Origin of the sequence: Nonomuraea sp. NPDC049400 (genome assembly GCF_044466425.1) — a bacterium.
Taxonomy (GTDB): Bacteria; Actinomycetota; Actinomycetes; order Streptosporangiales; family Streptosporangiaceae; genus Nonomuraea.
This window is the reverse complement of the sequence record NZ_JBITMP010000037.1, coordinates 92,349-116,676: the sequence shown is the minus strand read 5'-3', so window position 1 is coordinate 116,676 and position 24,328 is coordinate 92,349. Positions and strand designations below refer to the sequence as shown.

Below are 24,328 nucleotides of genomic sequence, written 5' to 3'. Positions count from 1 at the left end.
ATCGCTCGATCTCTCCCCACGCCCGGTGACCTACATCGATCACCTTGGCACACGAGGAGAGACCGACACGAGATAGATCAAAAAACACCAGCTACCTAGGCGACGAGCCGGGCCACCTGGGAGATGCCGCTGACGTGAAGCCCGGACCGCCGGGCGGTCGGCGGCGACGTACGTCGTGCACGACGCCGATCCGCTGGCCGGCGTGGCCGCGGCGTGGACGGAGTTCTTCGACGGCACGGGGGTGGCCGGCGCCCTGGAGGTGGCCGTCGAGGCCGCGCTGAGCGAGCTGCGCGCCGACCGGCTGGTGCTGCCCGGCTCCGGCGCGGTGGTGGCCTAGGCGCCTGGGCAGGCACCGGCAGGCCGGCCGCCGTCCGCCAAGCCCGCACCAAGTCGTCCACCATTCCCTTGCAACTCGCGCTCCCTAACGTGAGGACAACGTGAGGACACCGGCCCTCGGCGGCCGGTCTCGCAAGGGGAGGGGCTCATGAAACAGGTCTACAAGGTCCTGGCCTATCTGATCGCCATCGAGGTGGCCGTGCAGGCGTCGATGGTGGTCTGGTTCGACGCGGGGCTCGGCAAGTGGATCGGGGAGGGCGGCGTGGTCGACAAGACGCTCGTCGAGAGCGGGCAGGCGCCGTTCCCCGAGTTCCTGGGGATCGTCATCCACGGCATGAACGGGATGTTCGTCATCCCCGCCCTTGCGCTGCTCCTGCTGATCTCCTCGTTCTGGGCGAAGGTCCCCGGAGCGGTGAAGGCGGCCGGGCTGGTGCTCCTGCTCGTCGTCCTCCAGGTCGCCTTCGGCATCTTCGGTCACGACATCCCGCTGGTGGGCGCGGTGCACGGCATCAACGCGCTGCTGCTGTTCGGCTCGGCGATCTACGCGGCGCGTCGCGGCGCGGGCGTGAGCGCGCCGGTCGCCGCACAGCCCGCCGCTCAGGGCTGACGGCGGGTCTCATGGTCCGACAGTCCCCGGGTGGCGGCCGCGTCCGCCTCATTGTCGCGTGCGCCGCGACGGTGGCCGTGCTCGGGCCGCTGGTCTGGCTCTGGCAGGACAGCCTCCTGCCAGAGCCGTACTCGGTCATGGACATGGGGTACGCCGACTACGGGGGCGGGCCGCACGGCTCCTCCGGGCACGAGACGCACGCGCCGGGGGGAGCCTCGGCCCGGGGCGGCCATGGGCCTGGGCGCGACGTGACGCAACTGACCGCCGACGCCGGCCGCCGGGCCGACGTCTCGATGACCATGGTCGCCCGCAAGCAGCGCTTCCGGCTGCCCTCCGGCCGCGCGTTCGACGGCTACACGCTCAACGGCCAGTCCCCCGGCCCCGTCATCAAGGCGACCAAGGGCCAGCTGGTCCAGGTGCGGCTGATCAACGAGTCGGTGCCTGGGGGCGTCACGCTGCACTGGCACGGCGTCGACGTGCCCAACGCCGAGGACGGGGTCGCCGGCGTCACGCAGGACGCGGTCGGCGTCGGGAAGGAGTTCACCTACCGGTTCATCGCAGATCAGGCGGGCACCTTCTGGTACCACTCGCACCAGATGTCACACGAGCAGGTCCGCGGGGGGCTGCTCGGAGCGCTGGTGGTCGAGCCGGGGCCGCGCGAGGTCACCGACGTCGTGGCGCTGGTGCACCTGTACAACGGGGTCCGCACCGTCAACGGGCGCGAGGGCGACGTCCAGGTCGAGGCGAAGCCCGGCGCGCGGGCGCGGATCCGTGTGATCAACACCGAGTACGGCGTCATGCCGGCGTGGGTCGGCGGCGCTCCGTACCGGCTCGTGGCGGTCGACGGCACAGAGCTCAACGGGCCCGCACCGGTGACGGGCAAGGCCCTCGCGATCGCCGCCGGAGGGCGCGCCGACATCGAGGTGACCATGCCCGAAAACGGCTCCCCCGTCCGGATCCACCTCGGCGGCCCCACCGGCGTGGTGCTCGGCTCGTCGTCGTACGACGCGCCCCCGGCGCCTCGCCCGGCGGCGACGCTCGACGTGCTCACGTACGGCACCCCGGCGCCGCTCGGGTTCGACCCCGGCAGGCCCGACCGGCGGTTCGAGTACGACATGGGGCGCCGCCCCGGCTTCCTCGACGGGGTCCCCGGGGTGTGGTGGACGATCAACGGCCACCTCTATCCCGACGTGCCCATGTTCCACGTGGCCGAGGGTGACGTGGTGCGGATGCGCGTCTCCAACGACAGCGGCGAGGCCCATCCCATGCACCTGCACGGCCACCACGCGGTGGTGCTCAGCCGCGACGGCGTGCCCGCTTCGGGCAGCCCCTGGTGGGTGGACTCCCTCGAGGTCGGGGCCGGGGAGTCGTACGAGATCGCGTTCGTCGCGGACAACCCCGGCATCTGGATGGACCACTGCCACAACCTGCCCCACGCCGCCGAGGGACTGGTCACCCACCTGATGTACGAGGGGGTCACCACCCGGTTCACCGTGGGCGGCCCGGCGGCCAACGAGCCGGAGTGAGCCCGCCGGTTCGCAAACTGTGTCCATTTTGTGTAGTTTCGAGTTGATTGTGATGTTTGTCCTGAATTACTGTGCATCGCACCCCTAACCTCTCCTATCTGCGCCAAAGAGGCTGTCATGGCGATGTCCGGAAAAATCAGGAAAGTCTTGGCGGTGGCGGTAGCCGTCGTCCTTGGCTTGACCATGGTGTCCCAGGCGGCCGCCGGCACCGTGGCCCAACCCAAGCGGCCGAACATCATCTTCTTCCTCGTCGACGACATGTCGGCCGAGCTGCTCCAGTACATGGACACGGTCAAGAGCCTCGCCCACGACGGCACCACGTTCACCGGCTACTACGTGGCCGACTCGCTCTGCTGCCCGTCCCGGGCCACCATGTTCACCGGCCAGTTCCCCCACAACACCGGCGTGCGCACCAACCAGGGCTACGACCACGGTGGCTACTCGGCGTTCAAGAAGCACGAGGGCAGGACCTACGCCGTCTCCCTGCATGAGGCCGGATACCGTACGGGCTACCTGGGCAAGTACATCAACGAGTATCCCGCCGGCAAGGGCTACAACGTGCCGCCCGGCTGGGACGAGTGGCAGGTGACCGCGGCCGGCGGATACAACGAGTTCAAGTACCGGCTCACCCGCTACATCAAGGAGGAGTCGGGCAGCAGCCGGACGACCGATCCCTCCGGGGGCAAGTACCTGGTGGACGAGATGGGGCAGCGGGCCGTGGGCTTCATCGAGCGCTCCCGCAAGTACGCCCCAGGCGAGCCGTTCTTCCTCCAGGTCTCGCCCTTCTCGCCGCACAACAGGGTCAACGTCAAGCCCGGTGACACGGAGCCGCGCTTCCCGCCCGCGGAGCGCGACCGGCCGAAGGACCGCTTCCCCGGCGGGGAGTTCCCCCACGGCGACTGCGGCGGGCCCGACTGCGACAGCATCGACGTCGCCTCCCTGCCCGCGTTCGACGAGGACACCGCCGACAAGCCCTCCTGGGTACGGCGGGAGCCGCTCGGCCCGAAGATGGTCAACAAGCTCCGCGAGGACTTCCGCGACCGGATCCGCATGGTGCAGTCGATCGACGACATGGTGCAAAACGTCCTGTCGGCGTTGACCGAGGCGGAGAAGCAGAACACGTACGTCGTGTTCACCAGCGACAACGGCTTCCACCTCGGGCAGCACCGCCTGGTGCGCGGCAAGGCCAGCGCCTACGACCACGACGTACGGGTGCCGCTCATCGTCCGGCGTCCGGCCACGGGGCCGCGCGGCGACCTCGTGACCGACGCGATCGCCCAGAACGTGGACCTGTTCGCGACCTTCCTCGACATGGCCGGCGTCGACAAGGCGACGCGTGACAGCCGCGACGGCCGTAGCCTGCTGCCCCTCATCCAGGGCGAGAAGGTCACCGGCTGGCGCAACGCGGCGCTGATCGAGCACGTCAAGCCGACCCCCAACGCGCCGGGCCAGCAGGATCCCGACGCGGATGCCCTCAAGAAGGGCAACTCCCGTCCGCCCACCTACAACGCCGTGCGGACCGCGGGTGAGCTCTATGTCGAGTACAAGGGCGATCCGAAGCCGGAGTACTACAACACCGTCACCGATCCCCGCGAGGAGTCCAACGACCCGGGCAACCCCAGGACGGCCGTCCTGAGCAAGGCCCTGGACGCTCTGAAGGAGTGCGGCAAGCCCGGCGCGGTGGACTGCTGGACGGCCGCTCACCTGCGCTGACCCGGCCGTAGATGCCTGCCTTGGCGAACGGCTTGACGGGCGATCTTCCGATGCACCAGATTGTTCGCGTCTTTCAGGATCGTTCCCGAGGAAACCCATGAAGCGAACCATCGTCGGTGTCGCCGTGGTCGCGGGCGTGGTGCAGCTCACCACCACGCCCGCGCAGGCGGCACCCAAGATCGACCCGGTCAGGGCGCTCAAGGCCGAGTTAGGCCGCGGCAAGGCCGTCAACGTCCAGTCCACCGCGAAGGTGACGTACGGCGGCGGCTTCGTCGCCACCTCCGGTCTGGACGGCACGATCGGGTTCGGCCCGCGCGGCCCGATCGCGGCCGATGTGGCCCAGACCCTGCGCTACAGCGAGAAGCTGCGCCGCAGCATGATGAAGTCCGACCCGGAGGAGACCGAGGCCCTGCAGGAGGGGCCGATCAGAATGATCTCCTCAGGAAATGTGAGCTACGTCGCCGGCCCGGTCGTCGACGACGCACTGCCCCAGGGCACGAGCTGGGTGCGCTACAAGTGGACGGAGCTGCCGGCGAGCAACCTGCTGCTCGAGGTCCTGGAGCCGGCCACGCTCAAGACGCTCCTGACCCACCGGACCTCGTATCGCGAGGGGATACTCAAGGGATCGGTCAAGGCCACCAAGCTCGCGGCGGTCTCCCCCGCCTTCTCCTCCCGCTTCGGGACACGCTCCAGGAGCGGCCGCGACGGCAAGATCTCCTACACCCTCTGGCTCGGCCCGACCGGTCTGGTCGAACGGCTGTCCGCCAAGGCCGTCCTGCCCCTCCACAGCGGCTCCATGCAGATCGAGTCGGACAGCCGGTACTCGGACTGGGGTCGTGAGGTCACCGTTCTCCTGCCTCTGCGGGGAGATGTGATCGACCGGGAGGAAGTCGAGGACTACGTGCCGGACGAGGTCCCGGGTATCTGGAGCTAGTGCCGCATCAGGCAACGTTCGCCCTGTTGACTACCTCGCGGAGGCGTTCGTCGGTGGCGTGCTTGTTCCGCCAGATGACGTAGCGGCGGATCATGCCTCCCTGCTCCTTGTGGCTGGCGTGATCCGTGCCGTCGAGTGCGAAGTAGCGCAGGGCAGTGAACTGGGCCTCGATGCGGTTGAGCCAGGAGCTGTTGGTCGGCGTGTAGGCGAATTCGACGTTGTTGGCCGCGACCCAGTCGCCCACGCGGGTGTCCTTCTTCGTGGTCAGGTGCGGGGAGAAGTTGTCGAGCACGATCGCGATTCGGATCTCGGCCGGGTAGAGGCTGCGCAGGTAGCGGCAGAACTCGAGGAACCTGGTCCGGTTCTTCTTCGGTTTGATGTGGCCGTAGAGCCTGTCCCGACCCAGGTCATAGGCGGCGAACAGGTGCCTGACCCCGTGCGGGCGGGTGTAGGTCGCCCGCCTCCGGGGCCTAGGCTCCCGGGCCGAGTCCTTGTGCCGTCCGCCGCGTTCGGCCCATTGCCGTCCGGGGTGGGGCTGGAGATTGAGCGGGCCGAACTCGTCCAGGCATAAGACGACTTCGGGCTCGCCGTCTTCGGGTATGACCTCGCCGTCGGCGATCGCATAGAGGTGCTCGACGCGCGCTTTCTTGGCGGCGTAGTCGGGGTCGCGGGAAGTCTTCCAGGTCTTTATGCGTTGAAATGAGACGCCCTCCTCGCGGAGCAGGCCCCGAAGGCCCTCGTGGCTGATGTCGTCGACCACCCCCTCGGTGACCAGGAAGTCGGCCAGCTTGGCCAGGCTCCAGGTCGAGAACGGCAGGCCGTGCTCGGCCGGCTTGGACTTGGCGATCTTCTTGATCTCCCGGCGTTCTGGGAGGGTGAAGGTTCTCGGCCGGCCGCCCTTGTACTTGGGGTAGAGCGCCTCGAAGCCGTCGGCGTTGAAGTTGTGGATCACGTCCCGGACCCGGTCCGCGCTGGTGAACGTCACCTCGGCGATCTTCGCCACGGGCATGCCCTGCGCGGATAACAGCACCATCTGAGCCCGCCGCCAGGTCACCACCGAACCGGTGCCCCCGCGCACGATCCGCAGCAGGCGCCGCCCCTCGTCGTCATCGATCTCCCGTACCCGCACCCGTTCCGCCATCCGCACAGCTTCCCGGAGCCCTCCGCTCCGCGGCAGTAAAACCGGCGTGTTCGGCCTCCTCCGCTCGCGGACATGTGGCGCATGACTGGCTACTGTTCGGGGCATGTCTGAGACCTCCGACCAACTTTCCCTGGGCATCGATCCCATATCCCGACCGCAGCCCTCCGTTGGTGTGCCGGGACTGCGGTACATCGCCAATTGGCTCACGCCCGACGCCTGCCAGGCCCTGCTCTCGGACATCGACACCGCGGAGTGGTCGGCACAGTTGAAGCGGCGAGTGCAGCACTACGGCCACCGCTACGACTACGGCCGCCGCAGCGTGGCAGGCGACCGGCAGGCAGCCACACCGCCGCTTCCCGCATGGGCCCGAGAGGTGGCCGCCCGCCTCGCAAGTGAGGGCCTGATGGACCAGGAGGCGGAGCAAGTGATCGTCAACGAGTACCGGCCGGGTCAGGGGATCAGCGCCCATGTCGACTGCCTGCCTTGCTTCGGTCCGGTCATCGCCGCGATCTCACTAGGTTCCGGCTGCCTCATGGACTTCACCAATCCCGAGGACGGCACGAAGCTGGCAGTGCCGCTCGCACCCGGCAGCCTGCTGGTGATGACCGGCCCGGCCCGCTACACCTGGCGCCATGCCATCGCCGCACGCAAGAGCGATCCCGGAACCACCGGCCGTGTCCCACGCGGCCGACGCGTGTCGGTGACCTTCCGTACCATCCTCCATCCCGGCCAGTAGCCCCCACCGAACCAGCACCAGACCGTCTGCTCACACTCTCACCAGGGCGGACGTTGCCTGATGCGGCACTAGACGGCGTCTGCCGCTCGGCGAAGAGGCGGCTGAGGAAGACGTCGGCCTCCAGGATCGCGATGCCCGCTCCGGGACACCGGTGCGGGCCGTCGCCGAAGGACAGGGCCGATGATGCCCAACTGGTACGCAGGCTCCCTCAAGCAAGCGGAAAATGATCACTCAGCCAGGCGCTCGATGGCGAAGGCCGACAGGAACCCGACCGTGGCGATGAGCCCCGTCAGGGCGTGCGCGCGCTCGAAGGCCTCGGGGATCATCGTGTCGGCCACCATGGCGAGGATCGCGCCCGCCGCGACGCCCATCATGACCGAGGTGGTCGCGGGCGAGGCGGCCTGCATGGTCAGATTGCCGAGCAGCGCCGCCACTCCGCTGGCCAGCGCGATGCCTCCCCAGATGCCGAACACGTAACGGGCGCCGCGGCCCGCGCGCTTCATCCCGGCGGCGCTGGAGAGCCCTTCTGGGACGTTCGAGATGAACACCGCGGCGAGGACGGCGAGCCCGATCTGTCCTCCGCCCATGAGGGACAGGCCGAGCACCACGGACTCGGGCACGCCGTCGAGCAGGGCGCCGATGGCGATCGCCGCGCCACTCCCCTGGACGTCGGCCTCGCTCGGTTGCTGATGGCCCGAACGCTTGCGGTGCCGGGCGCCGCGCCGGGCCAGCAGCATGTTGGCCGCCACGTAGACGCAGGCGCCGGTGAGGAAGCCGGCGGCGGTCGGCAGGAGCCCGCCGGTGCGCTCGGCCTCGTCCAGCAGCTCGTACGAGAGCGCCGCGATCAGGACACCGGCCCCGAAGGCCATGATCATGGCGATCAGCCGCTCCGGAACCCTCTCCAGCCAGGCGACCGCGGCTCCCAGGACCAGCGCCCCGCCGGCCACCAGCCCCCACAGCCCCGCCTCCAGCCATTCCGGCATGCCCGCACCTCCCCATACAGGACTGTACGAACTTCGTGCTTCGCCCGGGCGCCCGCCTCCCCGGTGCTCCTCGCGCTAGGACCCGCCGACGATGCTCTCCACGGCGGCGGCGAGAGCGAGCAGGTCGCCGTCGGCGAGCCCGGTCAGCTGCAGGCCGATGGGCGGCCCGGCGGAGGGGAGCGGGAGCGAGAGGGCCGGCAGGCCGGTGACGTTGGCCAGCCGGGTGTTCGCGACGAGCCGGGCGGGCAGCGTGCTGTCCTGCGAGGCGGCCTCGAGGGTGGGGGCGAGCAGCGGCACGGTCGGCCCGATCAGGGCGTCCACGTCCGCCAGCGACGCCCGGACCTGCTCGATCAGGCGGCGCCTGGCGGCCAGGGCATTGTGGTAGGTGGTGCCGCTGATCATCGCACCGGTCGCCAGCCTGCCGTACACGTCGGGCCCGTAGCGGGTGGAGCCGAGCGTGGGCTCGTGCACGGCCGCGGCCTCAGTGAACATGATCGCGGTGCTCGTCGCGAACACCGTCTCGGGTGCGGGCCCTTCGACGGGGACGAGGTCGTGACCGGCGTCTTCTAGGCGGGCCAGCGCGCGCTCCGTCGCCTCGCGGACCGGATCGTCGGCCGCCTCGACCTCGCTCGTCAGCACCCCGAGCCGGACGCGCCCCACGGCGTCGCCGACGGCGTGCCCGAGCGCCCGGTGCGCCAGGCAGAGGTCTGGCACATTGCGGGCGTGCAGCCCGACATGGTCCAGGGACGGGCTCAACGGGAACACGCCGGCAGTCGGATAAAGGCCGAAGGACGGCTTGAATCCGGCCACTCCGCACAGGGCTGCTGGAATCCGGATGGAGCCGCCGGTGTCGGTGCCCAGGGAGATCCGCGCGGAGCCGTCGGCGACCGCCGCCGCCGACCCCGAGCTGGACCCGCCGGTGATGTGGCCGGGGGCGTTCGGGTTGTCGGGGGTTCCGGTGTGCCGGTTGATCCCGCTCGTCCCGAACGCGAACTCGTGCAACGCGGTGCTCCCGACGACCTCCGCGCCCGCGCCGATCAGCCGGGCCACGACCTCGGCGGTCGTCGTCTCGGCCGCCGCGCCGGCGCGTACCGCGGAGCCGGCGCCGATGGGCCGCCCGGCCAGGGCGATCAGGTCCTTGACCGCGAGCGTCCACCCGTCGAGCAGCCCGGCGCCCGGGCTGACGTCGCCGGGCGTCCAACCGTGCGGGGCCGTCCAGATGTACGGGCCGCCGTCGCGGACATGCCGTCCCCTGCCCTCGCCCTCGGCGGCAACGGGCCGAGGTCCTTCCTGCGCGTCCTGCGGCCGGGCGAGGGCGCGGTGAAGGCGCTGGAGCAGCGCCGCATCGGCGGCCTCGGCCACCCTGGCCGCGCGGTCGCCGGGCATTGGTGTGGTCAGATCCATAAGGTCCTTCTCAGCGGGAGCGAACAGCGTGGTAATTTCTGCATACCAGCTGTATGCGATCGATGGTGAGGCCCCGTGCAGTCCGGACGAGACAAGGCGTACGCGTATCTCAAAGAGAGCGTGCTGACCGATCCCGACATGCAGGGGAAGTTTCTGTCGGAGCAGGAGATCGCCTCGCGGATCGGCGTCTCACGCACGCCGATCCGCGAGGCCCTGCTGCTTCTGGCGGCCGAGGACCTCATCCAGCTCGTCCCGAAGCGCGGAGCGCACATCGCGCCGCTGTCGGGCCGCGAGATCACCGAGCTGATGGAGCTGCGCGGCATCGTGGAACGTTACGCGGCCGAGCAGGTCATCGCCTCGGGCGAGGCGCCGTTGCCGGAGCTCACCGAGCTCATGGAACGCCAGCGCGCGCTGAGCGGCCCCGAGCACGCCAGGGAGTTCATCGCCGTGGACCGCCTCTTCCACGCCACGATCGTCTCCGCCGTCGGCAATTCCCTGCTCAACCGGCACTACGACGGGCTGCGCAGCCGCCAGATCCGGGCCGGGGTGATCGCCCTGTACACCCAGGCCGGCCGTCAGGAGGAGGTGCTCAGGGAGCACCGGGAGATCTACGACGCGCTGGCCAGGGGCGACGCGGAGGCCGCCCGTACGGCGATCAGCGCTCATCTGGGGACGACCCTGAAGGTCCTGCTCGGGGCCTGAGTCAGCCGGCCGGGCTCACCGAGAGCCCGCCGCGTTGAGCCGTTCGAACTCCTCGTCCTCCGCGTGGTCGGCGTTCCTGCCCAGGTAGACGCCCGCGCAGCTCAGCACCGCCGCGAACGCGATGTAGACGGCGAGCGGCACCCAGGAGTGGTACGTGCCGAGCAGCGTCGCGAAGAGCACCGGCGCGACCGCCCCGCCGACGATCCCGGCCAGCGTGTACGCCAGCGACGAGCCGGTGTACCGCAGGCGCGGGGAGAACTGCTCGGCGATGAAGGCCGCCTGGGGGCCGTACATGAACGCGTGGATGGCCAGCCCGACCACGACGCCGATCAGGAGCAGCGGCCAGCTGCCCCCGCCGACGGCGGGGAAGAACAGGAACGGCCACACACCCGCGGCGACGACGGCACATCCGTAGAGCGCGCGCCGGTTGACCCGGTCGGACAGGGCGCCGGCCAGCGGCATGAGGAAGACCTGCAGCCCCGACCCGATGAGCACCGCGGTCAGCGCCGAGCTGCGTGACATGTGCAGCTCCTGCGTGGCATAGGTCAGGACGAAGACCGTGAACATGGCGTACATCACGTCGGGGGCGATGCGGCTGAGAATCGCGGCCACCAGCGCGCGGGGCTGCGTGGTGAACACCTCGCGGATCGGCGCCTCCGGCCGGGTCTGGGCCGTCTCCATGGCCTTGAAGACCGGCGTCTCCTCCAGCTTCACCCGGATCCACAGCCCGAAGACCACCAGGAGGCCCGACAGCAGGAACGCCACCCGCCAGCCCCAGGACAGGAACTGGTCCTCGCTCAGCACCGCCCCGAGCAGCGCGAGCACGCCGTTGGCCGCAAGGTTTCCCGCGGGCGGGCCGACCTGCGCGGCCGAGGCGTAGAAGCCGCGCCTGCGCGGGTCGCCGAACTCGCTGGACAGCAGGACGGCGCCGCCCCACTCGCCACCCACCCCGACGCCCTGCCCGAAACGGAGCAACACCAGCGCGATGGGGGCCGCGATGCCCGCCGTCTCGTAGGTGGGCAGGACGCCGATGAGCAGCGTCGTGACCCCGATGAGGACGAGCGTGGCGATGAGGATCTTCTTGCGGCCCAGCACGTCGCCGAGGCGGCCGAAGACGAAGCCGCCGAGCGGCCGGGAGAGGTAGCCGACGGCGTACGTCGAGAACGCCAGGATGGTGCCGGTGAAGGGGTCCTCTGCGGGGAAGAACAGGTCGCCGAAGACCAGCGCCGCCGCCGCGGAGTAGACGGCGAAGTCGTACCACTCCAGGGCGGTTCCGGTCAGGCTGGCGAGGAAGGCACGGCGGGCGCCCGGTCGGCCAGAAGTGTCTGGATTGTGCATGAATGTCGTCCTGTCGTGTGGCGCTGAGGCGTTACGGCATACTTGCTGTATACAGTTCGTATGCGCAAGCCCCGCCCTGAGAAGTTAACCGCTTCGAAACGGGCGACCGCCCGAGGAGGACCATGAGCAGGCTGACCTTCACGCTATCCGACGGCTCCGACCAGGCCGTTGACGTCGTACGACTGTTCAACGCCGGGTACGCCGGCCGCAGCCAGGCCGACGTCGCCGCCCACGTGGCCGAGCTCGCCGAGCTGGGCGTGCCCGCCCCCAAGGTCATCCCGGCCCTCTACCCGGTCGCCCCCTATCTCGCCCAGCAGACCGGCGAGGTCAGCGTCCAGCACGGGCGCACCTCCGGCGAGGCCGAATGGGCGCTGGTGGTCGCGGACGACGGCGAGCTGCTGCTGACGGTCGCGTGCGATCACACCGACCGCGAGCTCGAGGCGTACGGCGTGGCGTGGAGCAAGAACGCCGCCCCCGACGTCCTCGCCTCGCGGGCCTGGCGCCTGTCGGACGTCCAGGAGCGGATCGACGACCTGACGCTGCGGGCCTGGGTCACGCACGGCGCCGAGGAGGCCGAGATCCAGAACGGCACCCTCGCCGAGCTACTCCCGCCCGCCTACTGGATCGACGTGCTGCGCGAGCGCGGCGAGCTGCTGCCGGGCACGGTCCTGATCTCCGGGACGATCCCCATGGCGAAGGACGTGGACCAGTTCGCGGCGGGCTGGCGCGTGGAGCTCGGCGACCCGGCCACTGGCGACACCATCGAGCTCGCCTACCGGGTGACCCGGATGCCGGAGCCGATCGGCTGATCTGCCTTTACAGATCCCGTGTTCTATTTGTTACCGAAGTGCAATCTGATGCGGTCGTGGTGAGTTCACTCTTTGATCAGCTCTGTCCCCCCGCGCCATCAGAGGTGATCATTGAAGAGGCGTCTGCTGCTCGCCGTGCTCGCGTCCGCGGGCATCGCGATTCCGCTGACCGTGATGCCGTTAGCGGCGAACGCGGAACCCACCCGTCCGGATCGCTTCCGGCATCTGGACGGTGCGTTCGGCTACGCCGGTTTCAAGCCGGCCGCGCTCGATCCCGCCCGGCAGCTCAAGGTTCTCATCCAGGTCGACGGCACGCCGGTCGGCGACGCCGCCGCCGATGCCGCCGAGGCCGGCAAGACGGTCGACAGGCCGTCCTTACGTGCCGCGCTCCACGACAAACAGCAGAGCGTCGAGGAGAAGGTGAAGGCGGAGGGCGGAAAGGTCCTCACCACCTACACCGACACCTTCAACGGCATCGCCGCCTCCATCCCGCGCCGCAGCCTGCCGGCGATCCAGCAGGCCCCCGGAGTGCTCTCCGTGCACCCGGTGCGCACGTTCCGCCCGGACAACACCGCCGCCGTCCCGTACATCGGGGCCCCGCAGACGTGGCAGGACCTGCGCAGGACCGGCACAGGCGTCAAGGTGGCGATCATCGACACCGGGATCGACTACACGCACGCCAACTTCGGCGGGTCCGGCAATCCGGCCGACTTCACGGGCAACAACGGCGCCGTGGTCGAGCCGGGCACGTTCCCGACCGCCAAGGTGATCGGCGGTTACGACTTCGTGGGCGACGCCTACGACGCCAACGACCCCGCCTCGACGCCCAAGCCCGACCCCGACCCGCTCGACTGCGACGGCCACGGCTCCCACGTGGCGGGCAGCTCGGCCGGCTTCGGGGTGAGCGCGGACGGCAAGACCTACACCGGCCCGTACGACTCCACCACGCACACCAGGGCCTTCAAGGTGGGACCGGGTGTGGCGCCGGCCGCCTCGCTGCTGGCCTACCGCGTCTTCGGTTGTGCGGGTTCGGCCAGCGAGGACGTCATCGTCTCGGCCATGGAGCGGGCTCTGAAGGACGGCGCCGACGTCGTCAACATGTCGCTCGGCTCGCCCTTCGGCCGCGTCGAGGAGCCCTCGGCGCAGGCCGTGCGCACGCTGACCCGCGCAGGCGTGACCGTGGTCGCCTCGGCCGGCAACTCCGGAGCGAACGCCTACCTGGTCGGGGCGCCCGCCATCGCCCCCACGGCCATCTCGGTCGCCGCCCTCGACGCGGCACGCGCCCAGCTGCCCGCCGCGAAGATCTCAGCGGACGGCACGGAGATCGTCGCACAGAACTCCAACGAGGCGGCCCTGCCCTCCGGGGCCCTGCCGATCGCGGTGCTCCGCACGAGTTACCCCTCCGGCCCGCTCTCGCTGGGCTGCGATCCCGCCGACTACGCGGCCTACCCGGGCGGAGTGGCCGGCAAGCTCGTGGTCACCCTGCGTGGCACCTGCGCCCGGGTCAAGCGGGCCATCCTCGGCCAGCAGGCCGGCGCCGCCGCGGTCGCGATGATCAACAGCGATGGCGCGTACCCGCCGCTGGAAGGACCGATCACCTCCGACCCGGACACCGGTGAGCCGTACGCGGTCACCATTCCGTTCCTCGGCATCAAGGGCACCGACGGCGCCGCGGCGGCGGCGCTGGACGGCAAGAGCACCACGCTGGCGGCGCTGGCCGTGCCCAATCCCAGCTACGCCGCGCTCGCCTCGTTCTCCTCCGGCGGCCCGGCCAACGTCAGCAGCTCGCTGAAGCCGGACGTGACCGCGCCCGGCGTCGCCGTCGTCTCGACCGGCGTGGGCACCGGCTCCGGCCCCGCGACGATCTCGGGCACCTCGATGGCCGCACCGATGGTCGCCGGCGTGGCCGCGCTCGTGAAGCAGGCTCATCCGCGCTGGCGTCCCGGCCAGATCAAGGCCGCGATCGTCAGCACCGCCGACGCCACGTCCAAGATCAAGAGCTACACCGCCAGGGTCGCCGGCTCCGGTGTCGTGGCCACGCGGCAGGCGGTCGGCGCCACGGTGACCGGTGAGGCGAGGGACGGCTCGCCCAACCTGTCGTTCGGCCTGAAGTCACTGGACGGCGCCTACAGGCAGAGCGAGAGCTTCACCATCCGCAACACGGGCAAGTCCCCGGTCACCTATGACCTGGCCGCCGCCTTCACCGGCCAGTCCTACGGCGCGAAGGTCTCGGTCTCCCCCGCGACCGTGACCGTGGGCCGGGAGAGCAGCCGCACCGTCCAGGTCACGCTGTCGCTCAGCGCTCAGGCCGTGGCCGCGCTTCCCGCCGCCGAGACCTCCAACTTCGGTACGGTCACCCACATCCAGGGCGCGGTCACCGCCACGCCGCGGACGGCCGCCGAGGGCGTCCACCCGCTGCGGGGCGCGTTCCTGCTCGTCCCCGACGCCGCGTCCCGGGTGCGCTCATCCAGGCCAGGCCCGTACACGGCCGGCGACGGCGGGCTCGTGACGTCGGTCGGCGTCCGCAACGACGGCGTGCACTCCGGCGCCGCGGACGTCTACGCCTGGGGCATCAGCGACGCCGACGACGTCAAGGGCGGCGAGGATTCGATGGACATCCGCGCGGTCGGCGTGCAGACGCTCCCCGGCTCGGCGCTCGGCGGCGCCGACACCGACCGGGCGCTGGTCTTCGCGGTCAACACCTCCGGCCGCTGGTCCAACGCCTCGGTCAACGAGTTCGACGTGGCGATCGACTCCACCGGTGACGGAGCGCCCGACCACTTCCTGGTCGGCGCGGACTACGGTCTGGTCACCACGGGCGACTTCGACGGGCGGTTCGCCACGTTCGTCTTCAAGGCCGACGGGTCCCTGGTGGACGCCTGGGTCGCCACGGCTCCGATGAACGGCGGCACCCTGTTGATGCCGGTTCTCGCCTCCCAGGTGGGCCTGGCCGAGGGCGCCTCGCGCTTCACGTACTCGGCGGCCGGTTTCTCGCAGATCCCCGACGGGCTCGTGGACGAGACCGAGCCGGCGGCGTTCGACGCCTTCGCTCCGGCGATCTCCACGGGGGCGTACGTGCCGCTCGAGCCCGGCGCCTCCGCCACCGTCCGGCTCACCGTCGACCAGGCGAAGCTCGCCACCACGCCGGCGAGGGGCTGGCTCGTCGTCACCCTGGACGACCGCAGCGGCGATCAGGAGGCCGACCAGGTCGGCTTCGGGAAGCTGCCCGCCGTACAGCCGTAACCACGGCATGGACGCCCGCCCCTGGACCCATCCAGGGGCGGGCGTCCCTACGGCAGGGATGTGCCCTGCACGGCCTGGATGTCCAGCTCCACCTTCAGCGTCGCGCCGATCAGGCTGACCCCGGCCCGCACCAGGGCGATGCCTTGCTCGAATTCGGCTTCGAAGCCGGCTTCTCCCAGTGCCGCCCGCAGCGCCGCGGTGATCCGGTCCACGTCAGCGCGCTCGGCCATCGGCAGCGGCGCGCCTGCAGAGGCGCGGGCCGCGGACGCCGCACCGAGCAGGCGCGCGGCCCGCACGGGGTGTCCGGCGAGGGCCCGCGCCCCGGCGAGTCCCTCCAAAGCCAGGGCGATCGCCCGTGGATCGCCGGTGTCCCGGGCCGCGGCCAGCCCTTCCAGGTGCAGCGCCAGTACCGTCTCCGCGTTCCCGCGCAGCTCCGCGAGGAAGCCGAGCTCGGCCAGGATCAGCGCCGCCCCGTACTCCGCGTCGAACTGCCGATTCCATTCCAGCCAGCGGCGCAGATACGACTCCGCTCGGTCGAACTGCCCCTGCCGGCGCGCCCCCAGGGCGAGCCCGATCTCGGCGAACTCCTCGGCCGGCTGGTCTCCCTGCTCGACGGCAAGTCGTCGGCCCTGCTCGTGGAACTCCTCGGCCCCGGCGTAGTCGCCGGTCAACAGGGTGATCCTGCCGAGCTCGGACCAGCGCATCGAGGCGTCGGTCCACAGCCCCAGATCCTCGGCCATCCCCAGCCCCTCCCGGTGCAGGCGGGCGGCCTGCGGATAGTCGCCCTCGATCTCGGCGAGCCGCCCGAGCACGGCCGTAGCCTGCAGTTGCCCCCATCGGTCGCCGGCCTCGTGGAAGAGCTTGAGACTCTCCTCGGCCTCGCGCCGGGAAGCCTTCAGATCGCCGCACACGTACGTCTGCATGCCCCGGGTGCTGAGCCCCGCGGCGAGTCCCCAGCGGTCGCCGAGCGCACGGGACTCGGTCAGCAGCCGGTTCAGTAGCTCCTCGCCCACCGCGAAGTCACCGAACCGGGTGACCGCGAAGCCGAGCAGCCAGCCTGCCCTGATCCGCTCGTGCGGGTCGCGGATGCCTTCGTACACCTCGAGGACGGCGCGGCTGTGGCGCGCCGGTCCGTCCGGGGAGCCGGACAGCAGGCTCATCCCGGTGTGCCACGCTACGGTCCCCGACCGGTCCGGCACCCGGCCGGCCGCTGAGTCCGCCGTTGAGTCCGCCGTGGAGTCCGCCGCGCCCTCACCGCGTCCGGGAGGATCCTGCGGCAGCGCGAGGGCCAGGGTGAGGTAGCGGTTGGCCTCGGTGAGGCGGCCGCGCAGGAACCAGTACCAGGCCATCGCGTGGACAAGCCGTCGCATCAGGCGAGCGTCGCCGTCGGCGGCGGCGCTGTCGAGCGCGCTGCGGATGTTGGCGGTCTCGGCGTCCAGGCGTCGCAGCCAGTGCTGCTGATCGGCGCCGTGCAGAAAGGAGTCGGCCCGCTCGGCGAACGCCGCGTAGTAGTGCGCGTGGGCGCGCCGTACCCGCTCATAGTCGGTTTCCCGCAGCCGCTCCAGGAGGTACGCCGAGACCGACTCGAGCAACCGGTACCGGGTGCCGTCGGCCTCGTGGGCGACCTGCACGAGGGAACGGTCGACCAGACGGGTCAGCAGGTCCAGGACCTCCGGGGGCTTCACGCCGGCACCGGCGCAGACAGCCTCGGCGGCCTCCAGGGTGCAGCCATCGGAGTGAACGGCGAGCCGGCGCAGCACCGCCTGCTCGGCTGCGGTGAGCAGTTCCCAGCTCCAGTCGATCATCGCGCGCAGGGTCTGCTGCCGGGCCGGGGCACCCCGATGGCCGCCGGTGAGCAGCCGGAACCGGTCGTCCAGACGCCTGGCCAGCTCACACACGCCAAGGACCCGTACTCGGGTCGACGCCAGCTCCAGGGCCAGCGGAATCCCGTCGAGCCGGCGGCAGATGGAGGCGACCGCCCGGGCGTTGTCGTCGGAGAGGGCGAAGCCGGGCGAGGCCGCGACAGCACGCTCGAGGAACAACTGCACCGCGCTCGACGTGCGCAGCGCCGCCTGGTCGGCCGAGTCCGCGGGCAGATCGAGCGGCGACACAGGCCACACCTGCTCGCCCGAGATGCCCAGCGGTTCCTGGCTGGTGGCGAGGATCCGTACTCCAGGGGCGTCCCGCAGCAGCGCCTGGGCCAGGCCCGCGGCGGCCTCGATGACGTGCTCGCAGTTGTCCAGGACCAACAGCAGGCGCTGGGTGCGGAGCGCGTCGGACAGGCGGTCGAGCAGCGTGCGCGGCCTCCTGCCCGGCAGCGGGCCAGGACCGGCGTCGTCCCTGACTCCCAGCGTCGCGGCCACCACCTCGGCCAGTTCATCGCCCGTGGTCGCGGCGCCCGACTCGGTGGAGAAGGCCTGCGCGGCCAGCTCCACCAGCCAGACACCGTCCGCGTGGGAACCGGTCAGGCCGGACGCCACCTCCACCGCCAGTCGTGTCTTGCCGACCCCACCGGGTCCCGTCAACGTCACCAGGCGGCCCGCCGCGAGCAGGGCTCGGACCTGCTCCACGGACTCCGACCGCCCGATCAGGCCGGTGGCCGGGGTGGGCAGGTTGGTGTGGCGGCGCGGGACGGACGCGGGTGCCGGGACGGCCTGCAGGGCCGGGTCCTGCCGCAGGATCTCCCGGTGCAGAGCGGCCAGTTCAGGACCCGGCTCAAGGCCCAGATCCTCCTCCAGACGGCGGCGTAGATCCTGATAGCTGTCCAGGGCCTCGCTCGCCCGGCCCGCGCCGTACAGGGCCCGCATATAGGCCGCGCGCAACCGCTCCCGGAGCGGGTGGCGGTCCGTCAAGTCGCCGAGCTCCCCGGCAAGAAGGCCGTGCTCACCCAGCTCGAGGCGGGCCTCGGCCTGTTCCTCGAGGGCCAGCAGGCGCTGCTCCTCCAAGCGCGTGATGGCCGCACGCGCGAAATGCTCGTCGATGAAGTCGGCGAAGGCGGGACCGCGCCACAACTCCAGCGCCTCGGTGAGAAGGCCGGCACGCTCGCGAGGATCGGCGGCGGCACGGGCCCGTGCGGTGAGCACGGTGAACCGGCCTGCGTCCACGGCCTCGTCCGCCACGTCGAGGACGTAGCCGAGGGCCCGATGCACCACCAGGCCCTGCCCCCCGGACCGGGCAAGCACCCGCCGCAGCCGCGACACCAGGGTCTGCAGGGCGCCCGTGGGATTCGCCGGTGGCGCGTCGCCCCACAGTTCGTCCACGAGCCGGTCGGCGGAGACCACCTGGCCCCGAGCCGTCAGCAAAGCCGCGAGCAGTGAGCGCACCTTCGACTCCGGCACCACCACGGATTCACCGTCCGCCGACCAGACGGCAAGCGGACCCAACACCCCGAAACGCATGGACCCACCGTACGGCCACATGGTCATCGCCTGGCGTGTCAGCGCACCGCAAGCAGACCGACAGAAGAGCGCGAGTCCAGGCCCGCATTCTCTGTGGTGCGCCGATCGGAACCGGCGCACCACACGCTGTCTGACCAGGGAGTCACTGATGAGCAAGTTCGCAGGCAAGAAGGCCGTCGTCACGGGCGGTACCCACGGAATGGGCCTGGCCATCGTCAAGGCGCTCCTGGACGGCGGGGCCGAGGTCGTACTCACGGGCCGCAACGAGACGAAGATCGAACAGGCACGCGGCGAGCTTGAGCCGGACTCCGCGCACGTCGTACGCTCCGACGCGGCGAGCATGGCCGACATCCGCGCCCTCGCCGCCACCGTGCGGGACAAGCTCGGCCGCATCGACTACCTCTTCGTCAACCACGGCATCGCCGAGGTGCAGACGCTCGAGGAGGTCACCGAGGACTCCTGGGACCGGCACTTCGCCGTCAACGCCAAGGGCGCCTTCTTCACCGTGCAGAGCCTGTCACCGCTGATCAACGACGGCGGGGCGATCGTCTTCACCACCGTCGCCAACGACCTGATCTTCCCCGGCCTGAGCGCCTACTCCGGCTCCAAGGAAGCGGTGCGCGCGATCTCCCACGTCCTCGCAGCCGAGCTCCTGCCTCGCAAGATCCGCGTCAACTCCGTCGCCCCCGGCTACATCAAGACCCCGACCATGGGTGTCGCCGGGCTGACCGAGGAAGAACGCCGCGAGTTCGAGCGGCAGGGCAGCGAGACCACCCCGCTGAAGCGCAACGGCACCGTCGAGGAGGTCGCCGCAGCCGCGCTCTTCCTGGCCGCCGACGCGACCTTCACCACCAACGCCGAATTCCCGGTCGACGGTGGGTTCGCCCAGGGCATCACCGCGGGAGGCCACTGATGTGGGACGACGCCGCCGACAGCCCCGACTCCTCGGTCGCCGAGCACGTCCGCCGCTACCTGGCCACGGACGGCCGTGACGGCTACCTGGAAGGAGGGGTGACCAACCTCGTCCTCACCGTCAAGGGCAGGAAGTCCGGCCGGTGGCTGCGCACGGGGCTGTTCTTCGGCGCGGACGACGGCCGCTACGTGCTGGTGGCGTCCGGCTCGGCCATCACCCACACGCACCCCTCGTGGTACCTGAACGTGGTGGCCAACCCGGAGGTCGGCGTGCAGATCCTCGGCGAGCGGTTCACCGCCCGCGCGCGTACCGCCGAAGGGCCGGAGCGAGAGCGGCTCTGGCGCGTGATGACCGAGCTCGCGCCGGTCTACCGGACCTACGAGGTCAGGAGCCGCAGGCAGATCCCCGTGGTCGTCCTGGAACGCATCTGACCGAGCCGTGCCGGCGGCACCCGCCCCGGCGCCGCCACGTCCGTCCGGCCTCCCCTGGGTGCAGGGTCACTCATCGCTCCGAACCGCATCGTGCTGTGATGTGGCTGCTTCCCCTACAACTGGTCGCCGGGCTTGTCGACGACCTTGGCGGTCATACGTGCGGTCCACACCAGAGGGGTGCCCGCCTTGACCGTGCGTGTCGCGCCGCCAGGAAGGTCGAAGGTGCGCTCGGCGACGCTCTCGCCATACGTCCCCAGGAACCGGTAGTCCTGCGCGCTCACAATGATCTCGTAGCGCTCCGAGGCTCCCGTGTAGACGAACGCGACCCCGTGGCGGCCCGCTGCATCGATCGCGTCCTGCTTGACCGAAACGCCCTGGATCGCCGGCAGCGCCCGGAACAACGCGGCCCGCACGTCGGCGACCAGCGGCTGGTCTCTCAGCAACCGCGAGACCGTCTGGAAGATCCGCTCCTCCCTGGTCGCGTCGGCGTCGTCGAACTCCGTGGCTGGGGTCGCATCGACGCTCGCCCCGATCCTGGCGATCATCTGCTCGGGGGTGACCGGCGCTCTGGCCAGGTCCGCGCCCGTGATGCCAGGGCCGGCCTCGTGGATGACGAGCTTGCCCCGTCCGTCGTCCAACGCGGTCTGCTTGCCGTCCAAGCTGTGCCACGTCTCAAGAGTCACGCGCTTGTCGCGATCCACCTCGGGCTCCGGCTCCTTGCGGAGCGGAGCGATCGTCTGCTTCACATACAACCACCGGCCCGGCGACGGCGTGATCTTGTACGGGTCGGTCTCGGCGCTCCTGGCCGCCTTGTCGCCGAGATCCCGGACGCCGGAGACCGGGATAGTGGCAGGTTGGTCGGCGCCGCGTACCATCCAGCTCCCTGCGCCGATGGCCAGCGCGACCGATGCGGCGAGCGCCAGCCGCCAGGCCAGGCGCGGCTTGCGTCGCACCGGTGCGATCGCCGGCGGCGTGGGGCTCGGCTCGCGCATGGCCAGCAGCAGCCGGGTGCGCGCGGCCTCTTTCGCATCGCCGCTGATGGCGGGGGTGTTTTCGAGGAACCGTGTGAACTCGTCCATTATGCGTCCTCTCTCGTCCGATAGCTGGTGCCGAGGGCGGCCCGCGCCTGTTTACGGGCCCGGTGCAGGCGCGAGCGCACTGTCCCGATCGGGATCTCGAGCGCCTGCGCCACCTCGTCGTAGGCCAGTTCTCCCAGCGCCACCAGCAGCAGCACGTCGCGGTCACCACTGGCCAGGCCCGTCAGCGCCCCTGCTAGCCGACGGTCCTCGGCCTGCGCGGCGACGCGGTCGATCGCCGCGTCGGCCATCGGCTCCGGCGGTGGCTCCGCACCGGTACGCGCCAGCGCCCGCAGGAACCGCTCCTCATCGCGCCGCTGCCTGGCGATGAGGTTGGTCGCGATGCCGTACAGCCACGGCCTGGCCAGCGGCTGCGTGTGATCGTAGGAGGCGCGACGGCGGAAGGCGGTCAGGAACGTTTCCGCCACGATGTCGTCGGCGGCCTGCACGCCCAGCCGTCGCGCGACATAGCGGTGGATCTGCTCGACGTAGCGGTCGAACACTCCGGCGAACTGCTCCGGGTCGTCGATTGACCGGCGGATGAGTTCGGCGTCGTCCGCCTCGACCATCTCCTCCGGTGGTGTTCGTGTCATGCCTGCTGTTTCCCGATGGGACGAATCGAGTTCTCGACGGCCACGAGCCCGATGCGTGAACCCGTCCAGGGCGCCCGCACGCGCAACCGTCGTACATCAACCTGCTGGTCTGTTGCTGTAGTCGAGTCGGTCACCGTGACGACCGCCTGCCGCACGGGCCACCCGTCCTTCGTACGGATCAGGGCGTGCAGCCCCCGGCGGCCGGCCGGCTGGTGTGGGCGGCCTCGTGGCTGGTGTAGATGGTGCTGCTCCTGCTCTGGGCGTTACTCGGTGTGGGCCGGCCACAGGTCGCGGTCGTCGTCCCGGCCGTCGATGGTCACGATGTCGGCCACGGGCGGGTATCCGGTGGCGATGAGGGTGTACTGGCCGCCGGTCAGGTCGGCGAAGGCGTACGCGCCGTCCTCGCCGGTGGTCGTGGTGCCGACCACGTTCCCGGCCGCGTCCAGCAGCGTCACCCGCGCGTCGGTCAGCGGGCCGCCGTCACGGTCACCGGCTTGCCCTCGAGGTCTCGTACGAGGCCGGTCAGTTTGCTGGAGCCGGCGAGGACCACGTTGAAGTCGACCGGCTGGTCGCCCACGACGAGCGTGGCCACGTGCGGATCGCGGTCGGCGGCCGACGCGATCAGGACGTACGCGCCCTTGCCGGGAGTCAAGACGCCGTAGCCGCCGTCGCCCCTGGTCACGGACCGGCCGAGCTGGCGGCCGCGCACGTCGACCAGCGTCAGCGTGGCGTGGCCGCCGACCCGTGGCCGTCATCGCTCCTGACGAAGCCGCGGATCTCGACGCCGCCGTCGGGCCTGCCCGCCCAGGAGGCGCCCGCCGGCTCGTACGCGGGCTCCTCATCAGGCGCCGCGTGCGCTGTCACCGCGGCGGCGGCCGGGCTCCGGCGCGGGAGGAAGGCGGCCAGCACGAAGGCGAGCAGGGCCGCACCGGCGCCGATGCCCATGACGACGCGGAACCCGTCCTGGGAGGGAAGGGCGACGGGGCCGAACTTGATGGTCAGCTGGGCCAGGACGACACCCGCCACGGCGCTGGAGACCGACGTGCCGACGGCGCGCATGAGTGTGTTGAGGCTGTTGGCGGCGGCCGTATCGGTCACCGGCACGGCCCCCATGACGAGGGCGGGCATGGAGGCGTAGGCGAATCCGATGCCGGCTCCGATGACGCAGGAGACCAGCACGAGATGCCAGATCTCCGACATCAGCGCGATGTTGAGGCCGTAGCCGGCGGCGACGACGACGGCGCCGATCATCAGGGTCACCTTGGGTCCCATGGCCGCGGACACACGCGCCGACAGGGGCGCCATGACCATCATCACCAGGCCGGACGGCGCCATCACCAGGCCCGCGGCCAGCATCGACTGCCCCAGCCCGTACCCGGTGGCCTCGGGCAGCTGCAGCACCTGCGGCAGGACCAGTGACATGGCGAACATCGAGAAGCCCATCATGACGGAGGCGAGGTTGGTGAACAGCACCTGGCGCCGCGCGGTGGTACGCAGGTCCACCATCGGCTCCCGGGTGCGCAGCTCCCACCAGCCCCACAGCAGCAGCACCACGGCCGCCGCGGCGAACAGGCTGATGGTGAGGGCGTCGGACCAGCCCCAGTCGGCGCCCTTGGAGATCGCCAGAAGCAGGCAGACCAGCACGGCTGACAGCCCGACGGCGCCGACCACGTCGAAGCGCCCGCCGCTGCGCACCGCCGACTCGGGCACGAGCGCCAGCACCACGACGAGGGCCAGGGCGCCGAGAACCGCCGCGGTCCAGAACAGCGCGTGCCAGTCGGCGTTCTCGGCGATGAGGGCGGCGGCGGGCAGGCCCAGGGCGCCGCCCACGCCGAGCGAGGCGCTCATGAGCGCGGTCGCGGAGCCGAGCCGGTCGGCGGGCAGTTCGTCGCGCATGATGCTGATGCCGAGGGGGATGACGCCGGACGCCAGGCCCTGCAGGCCCCGCCCGACGATCATGGGCGTCAGGGAGTCGCTGAACGCGCACAGCACCGATCCGGCGACCAGCAGGAACAGGTTGACCAGAAGCATGCGCCGCTTGCCGTACATGTCCCCCAGCCGTCCCCACACCGGCGTGGCCACCGCGCTCGCGAGCAGCGTCGCGGTGACCGCCCAGGTGGTGTCGGACGCCGAGGCCCCCAAGAGCTTGGGAAGCTCGGGAATCAATGGGATCACCAGGGTCTGCATCAACGACACCACGATCCCGGCGAAGGCGAGCACCACCACGAAGGTGTTCGACCGCGGCGGGCCGGCCGCGTGCGCGGCGCGGGCGGAGATATTGGGCATGCGGGGACTCCGTTGCGGGGGTTGGGGGAAGCGAAGTATGAGGTATACAGTAAATCAGTCGCTTGACTTAAGCCTAACGGCATCGATCCAAGGAGTGTTCCTCGTGAGCCGAGGTGAGCGGCCGCCGATCGCCGGCGGTCGGCGGAGTGCGGGAAGTGC

The 24,328-nt window shown here is 70.8% G+C and carries 21 protein-coding genes; 11 read left to right on the top strand and 10 right to left on the bottom strand.

The features are described 5' to 3' along the window. Positions 1-175: 175 nt before the first annotated feature. The 5 genes from ACIBVN_RS41685 (at position 176) to ACIBVN_RS41665 (ending at position 5,116) form a co-directional block, all read left to right on the top strand. Complete coding sequence (locus tag ACIBVN_RS41685) at positions 176-337, top strand: hypothetical protein (protein ID WP_397145814.1); 162 nt, start codon at positions 176-178, stop codon at positions 335-337. A gap of 147 nt (positions 338-484) precedes the next feature. Then, positions 485-943: a hypothetical protein gene (locus ACIBVN_RS41680; RefSeq protein ID WP_397145813.1), complete on the top strand. Its 459-nt coding sequence runs from the start codon at positions 485-487 to the stop codon at positions 941-943. Positions 944-954: 11 nt separating this feature from the next. After that, complete coding sequence (locus ACIBVN_RS41675; RefSeq protein ID WP_397145812.1) at positions 955-2,469, top strand: multicopper oxidase family protein; 1,515 nt, start codon at positions 955-957, stop codon at positions 2,467-2,469. A 183-nt stretch (positions 2,470-2,652) separates the two neighbouring features. After that, the gene (locus tag ACIBVN_RS41670) at positions 2,653-4,182 is read left to right on the top strand and encodes a sulfatase (RefSeq protein ID WP_397145822.1); all 1,530 of its coding nucleotides are present in this window, start codon (positions 2,653-2,655) and stop codon (positions 4,180-4,182) included. 97 nt (positions 4,183-4,279) lie between these two features. After that, positions 4,280-5,116 (top strand): hypothetical protein, encoded by an 837-nt coding sequence (locus tag ACIBVN_RS41665; RefSeq protein ID WP_397145811.1) that lies wholly within the window; start codon positions 4,280-4,282, stop codon positions 5,114-5,116. Positions 5,117-5,123: 7 nt separating this feature from the next. On the opposite strand, the gene ACIBVN_RS41660 is transcribed toward ACIBVN_RS41665, so the two are convergent. Beyond that, a complete protein-coding gene (locus tag ACIBVN_RS41660; protein WP_397145810.1) occupies positions 5,124-6,257 on the bottom strand; it encodes an IS630 family transposase in 1,134 nt (377 codons plus the stop codon). A 103-nt stretch (positions 6,258-6,360) separates the two neighbouring features. On the opposite strand from ACIBVN_RS41660, the gene ACIBVN_RS41655 reads away from it, so the two are divergent. Next, positions 6,361-6,993: an alpha-ketoglutarate-dependent dioxygenase AlkB gene (locus ACIBVN_RS41655; RefSeq protein ID WP_397145809.1), complete on the top strand. Its 633-nt coding sequence runs from the start codon at positions 6,361-6,363 to the stop codon at positions 6,991-6,993. Between the two features lie 227 nt (positions 6,994-7,220). Here the strand turns inward: ACIBVN_RS41655 and ACIBVN_RS41650 are convergent, their stop codons facing one another. Both ACIBVN_RS41650 and ACIBVN_RS41645 read right to left on the bottom strand, forming a co-directional pair. Beyond that, the gene (locus tag ACIBVN_RS41650; protein ID WP_397145808.1) at positions 7,221-7,976 is read right to left on the bottom strand and encodes a ZIP family metal transporter; all 756 of its coding nucleotides are present in this window, start codon (positions 7,974-7,976) and stop codon (positions 7,221-7,223) included. Positions 7,977-8,051: 75 nt separating this feature from the next. Then, positions 8,052-9,380 carry an amidase gene (locus ACIBVN_RS41645; protein ID WP_397145807.1) on the bottom strand — a complete coding sequence of 443 codons (1,329 nt, stop codon included), beginning with the start codon at positions 9,378-9,380 and terminating at the stop codon, positions 8,052-8,054. Between the two features lie 75 nt (positions 9,381-9,455). Between ACIBVN_RS41645 and ACIBVN_RS41640 the strand changes: the two genes are divergently transcribed. Beyond that, positions 9,456-10,082 (top strand): GntR family transcriptional regulator, encoded by a 627-nt coding sequence (locus tag ACIBVN_RS41640; RefSeq protein WP_397145806.1) that lies wholly within the window; start codon positions 9,456-9,458, stop codon positions 10,080-10,082. 15 nt (positions 10,083-10,097) lie between these two features. On the opposite strand, the gene ACIBVN_RS41635 is transcribed toward ACIBVN_RS41640, so the two are convergent. Then, entirely contained in the window at positions 10,098-11,420 is a 1,323-nt protein-coding gene (locus ACIBVN_RS41635; protein WP_397145805.1) for an MFS transporter, read from the bottom strand. Positions 11,421-11,542: 122 nt separating this feature from the next. Between ACIBVN_RS41635 and ACIBVN_RS41630 the strand changes: the two genes are divergently transcribed. Continuing rightward, positions 11,543-12,229: a DUF2848 domain-containing protein gene (locus ACIBVN_RS41630; RefSeq protein WP_397145804.1), complete on the top strand. Its 687-nt coding sequence runs from the start codon at positions 11,543-11,545 to the stop codon at positions 12,227-12,229. 111 nt (positions 12,230-12,340) lie between these two features. Continuing rightward, a complete protein-coding gene (locus ACIBVN_RS41625) occupies positions 12,341-15,472 on the top strand; it encodes a S8 family serine peptidase (protein ID WP_397145803.1) in 3,132 nt (1,043 codons plus the stop codon). 47 nt (positions 15,473-15,519) lie between these two features. On the opposite strand, the gene ACIBVN_RS41620 is transcribed toward ACIBVN_RS41625, so the two are convergent. Next, entirely contained in the window at positions 15,520-18,870 is a 3,351-nt protein-coding gene (locus ACIBVN_RS41620) for a BTAD domain-containing putative transcriptional regulator (protein ID WP_397145802.1), read from the bottom strand. 148 nt (positions 18,871-19,018) lie between these two features. Between ACIBVN_RS41620 and ACIBVN_RS41615 the strand changes: the two genes are divergently transcribed. After that, positions 19,019-19,783: an SDR family oxidoreductase gene (locus ACIBVN_RS41615; RefSeq protein WP_397145801.1), complete on the top strand. Its 765-nt coding sequence runs from the start codon at positions 19,019-19,021 to the stop codon at positions 19,781-19,783. Then, the gene (locus tag ACIBVN_RS41610; protein ID WP_397145800.1) at positions 19,783-20,214 is read left to right on the top strand and encodes a nitroreductase/quinone reductase family protein; all 432 of its coding nucleotides are present in this window, start codon (positions 19,783-19,785) and stop codon (positions 20,212-20,214) included. Before ACIBVN_RS41615 ends, ACIBVN_RS41610 begins: the two co-directional genes overlap by 1 nt. Before the next feature lie 113 nt (positions 20,215-20,327). On the opposite strand, the gene ACIBVN_RS41605 is transcribed toward ACIBVN_RS41610, so the two are convergent. The 5 genes from ACIBVN_RS41605 to ACIBVN_RS41585 form a co-directional block, all read right to left on the bottom strand. Continuing rightward, positions 20,328-21,293 (bottom strand): CU044_5270 family protein, encoded by a 966-nt coding sequence (locus tag ACIBVN_RS41605; RefSeq protein ID WP_397145799.1) that lies wholly within the window; start codon positions 21,291-21,293, stop codon positions 20,328-20,330. Further along, a complete protein-coding gene (locus ACIBVN_RS41600) occupies positions 21,293-21,883 on the bottom strand; it encodes an RNA polymerase sigma factor (RefSeq protein ID WP_397145798.1) in 591 nt (196 codons plus the stop codon). Before ACIBVN_RS41600 ends, ACIBVN_RS41605 begins: the two co-directional genes overlap by 1 nt. A 263-nt stretch (positions 21,884-22,146) precedes the next feature. Further along, positions 22,147-22,338, bottom strand: coding sequence for an SdrD B-like domain-containing protein (locus ACIBVN_RS41595; RefSeq protein ID WP_397145797.1), 192 nt, complete (start codon positions 22,336-22,338; stop codon positions 22,147-22,149). A gap of 11 nt (positions 22,339-22,349) precedes the next feature. After that, complete coding sequence (locus tag ACIBVN_RS41590; RefSeq protein WP_397145796.1) at positions 22,350-22,592, bottom strand: hypothetical protein; 243 nt, start codon at positions 22,590-22,592, stop codon at positions 22,350-22,352. An 11-nt stretch (positions 22,593-22,603) separates the two neighbouring features. Then, on the bottom strand, positions 22,604-24,169 hold the full coding sequence (locus tag ACIBVN_RS41585; RefSeq protein ID WP_397145795.1) for an MFS transporter: 1,566 nt from the start codon (positions 24,167-24,169) through the stop codon (positions 22,604-22,606). Between the last annotated feature and the right edge of the window lie 159 nt (positions 24,170-24,328).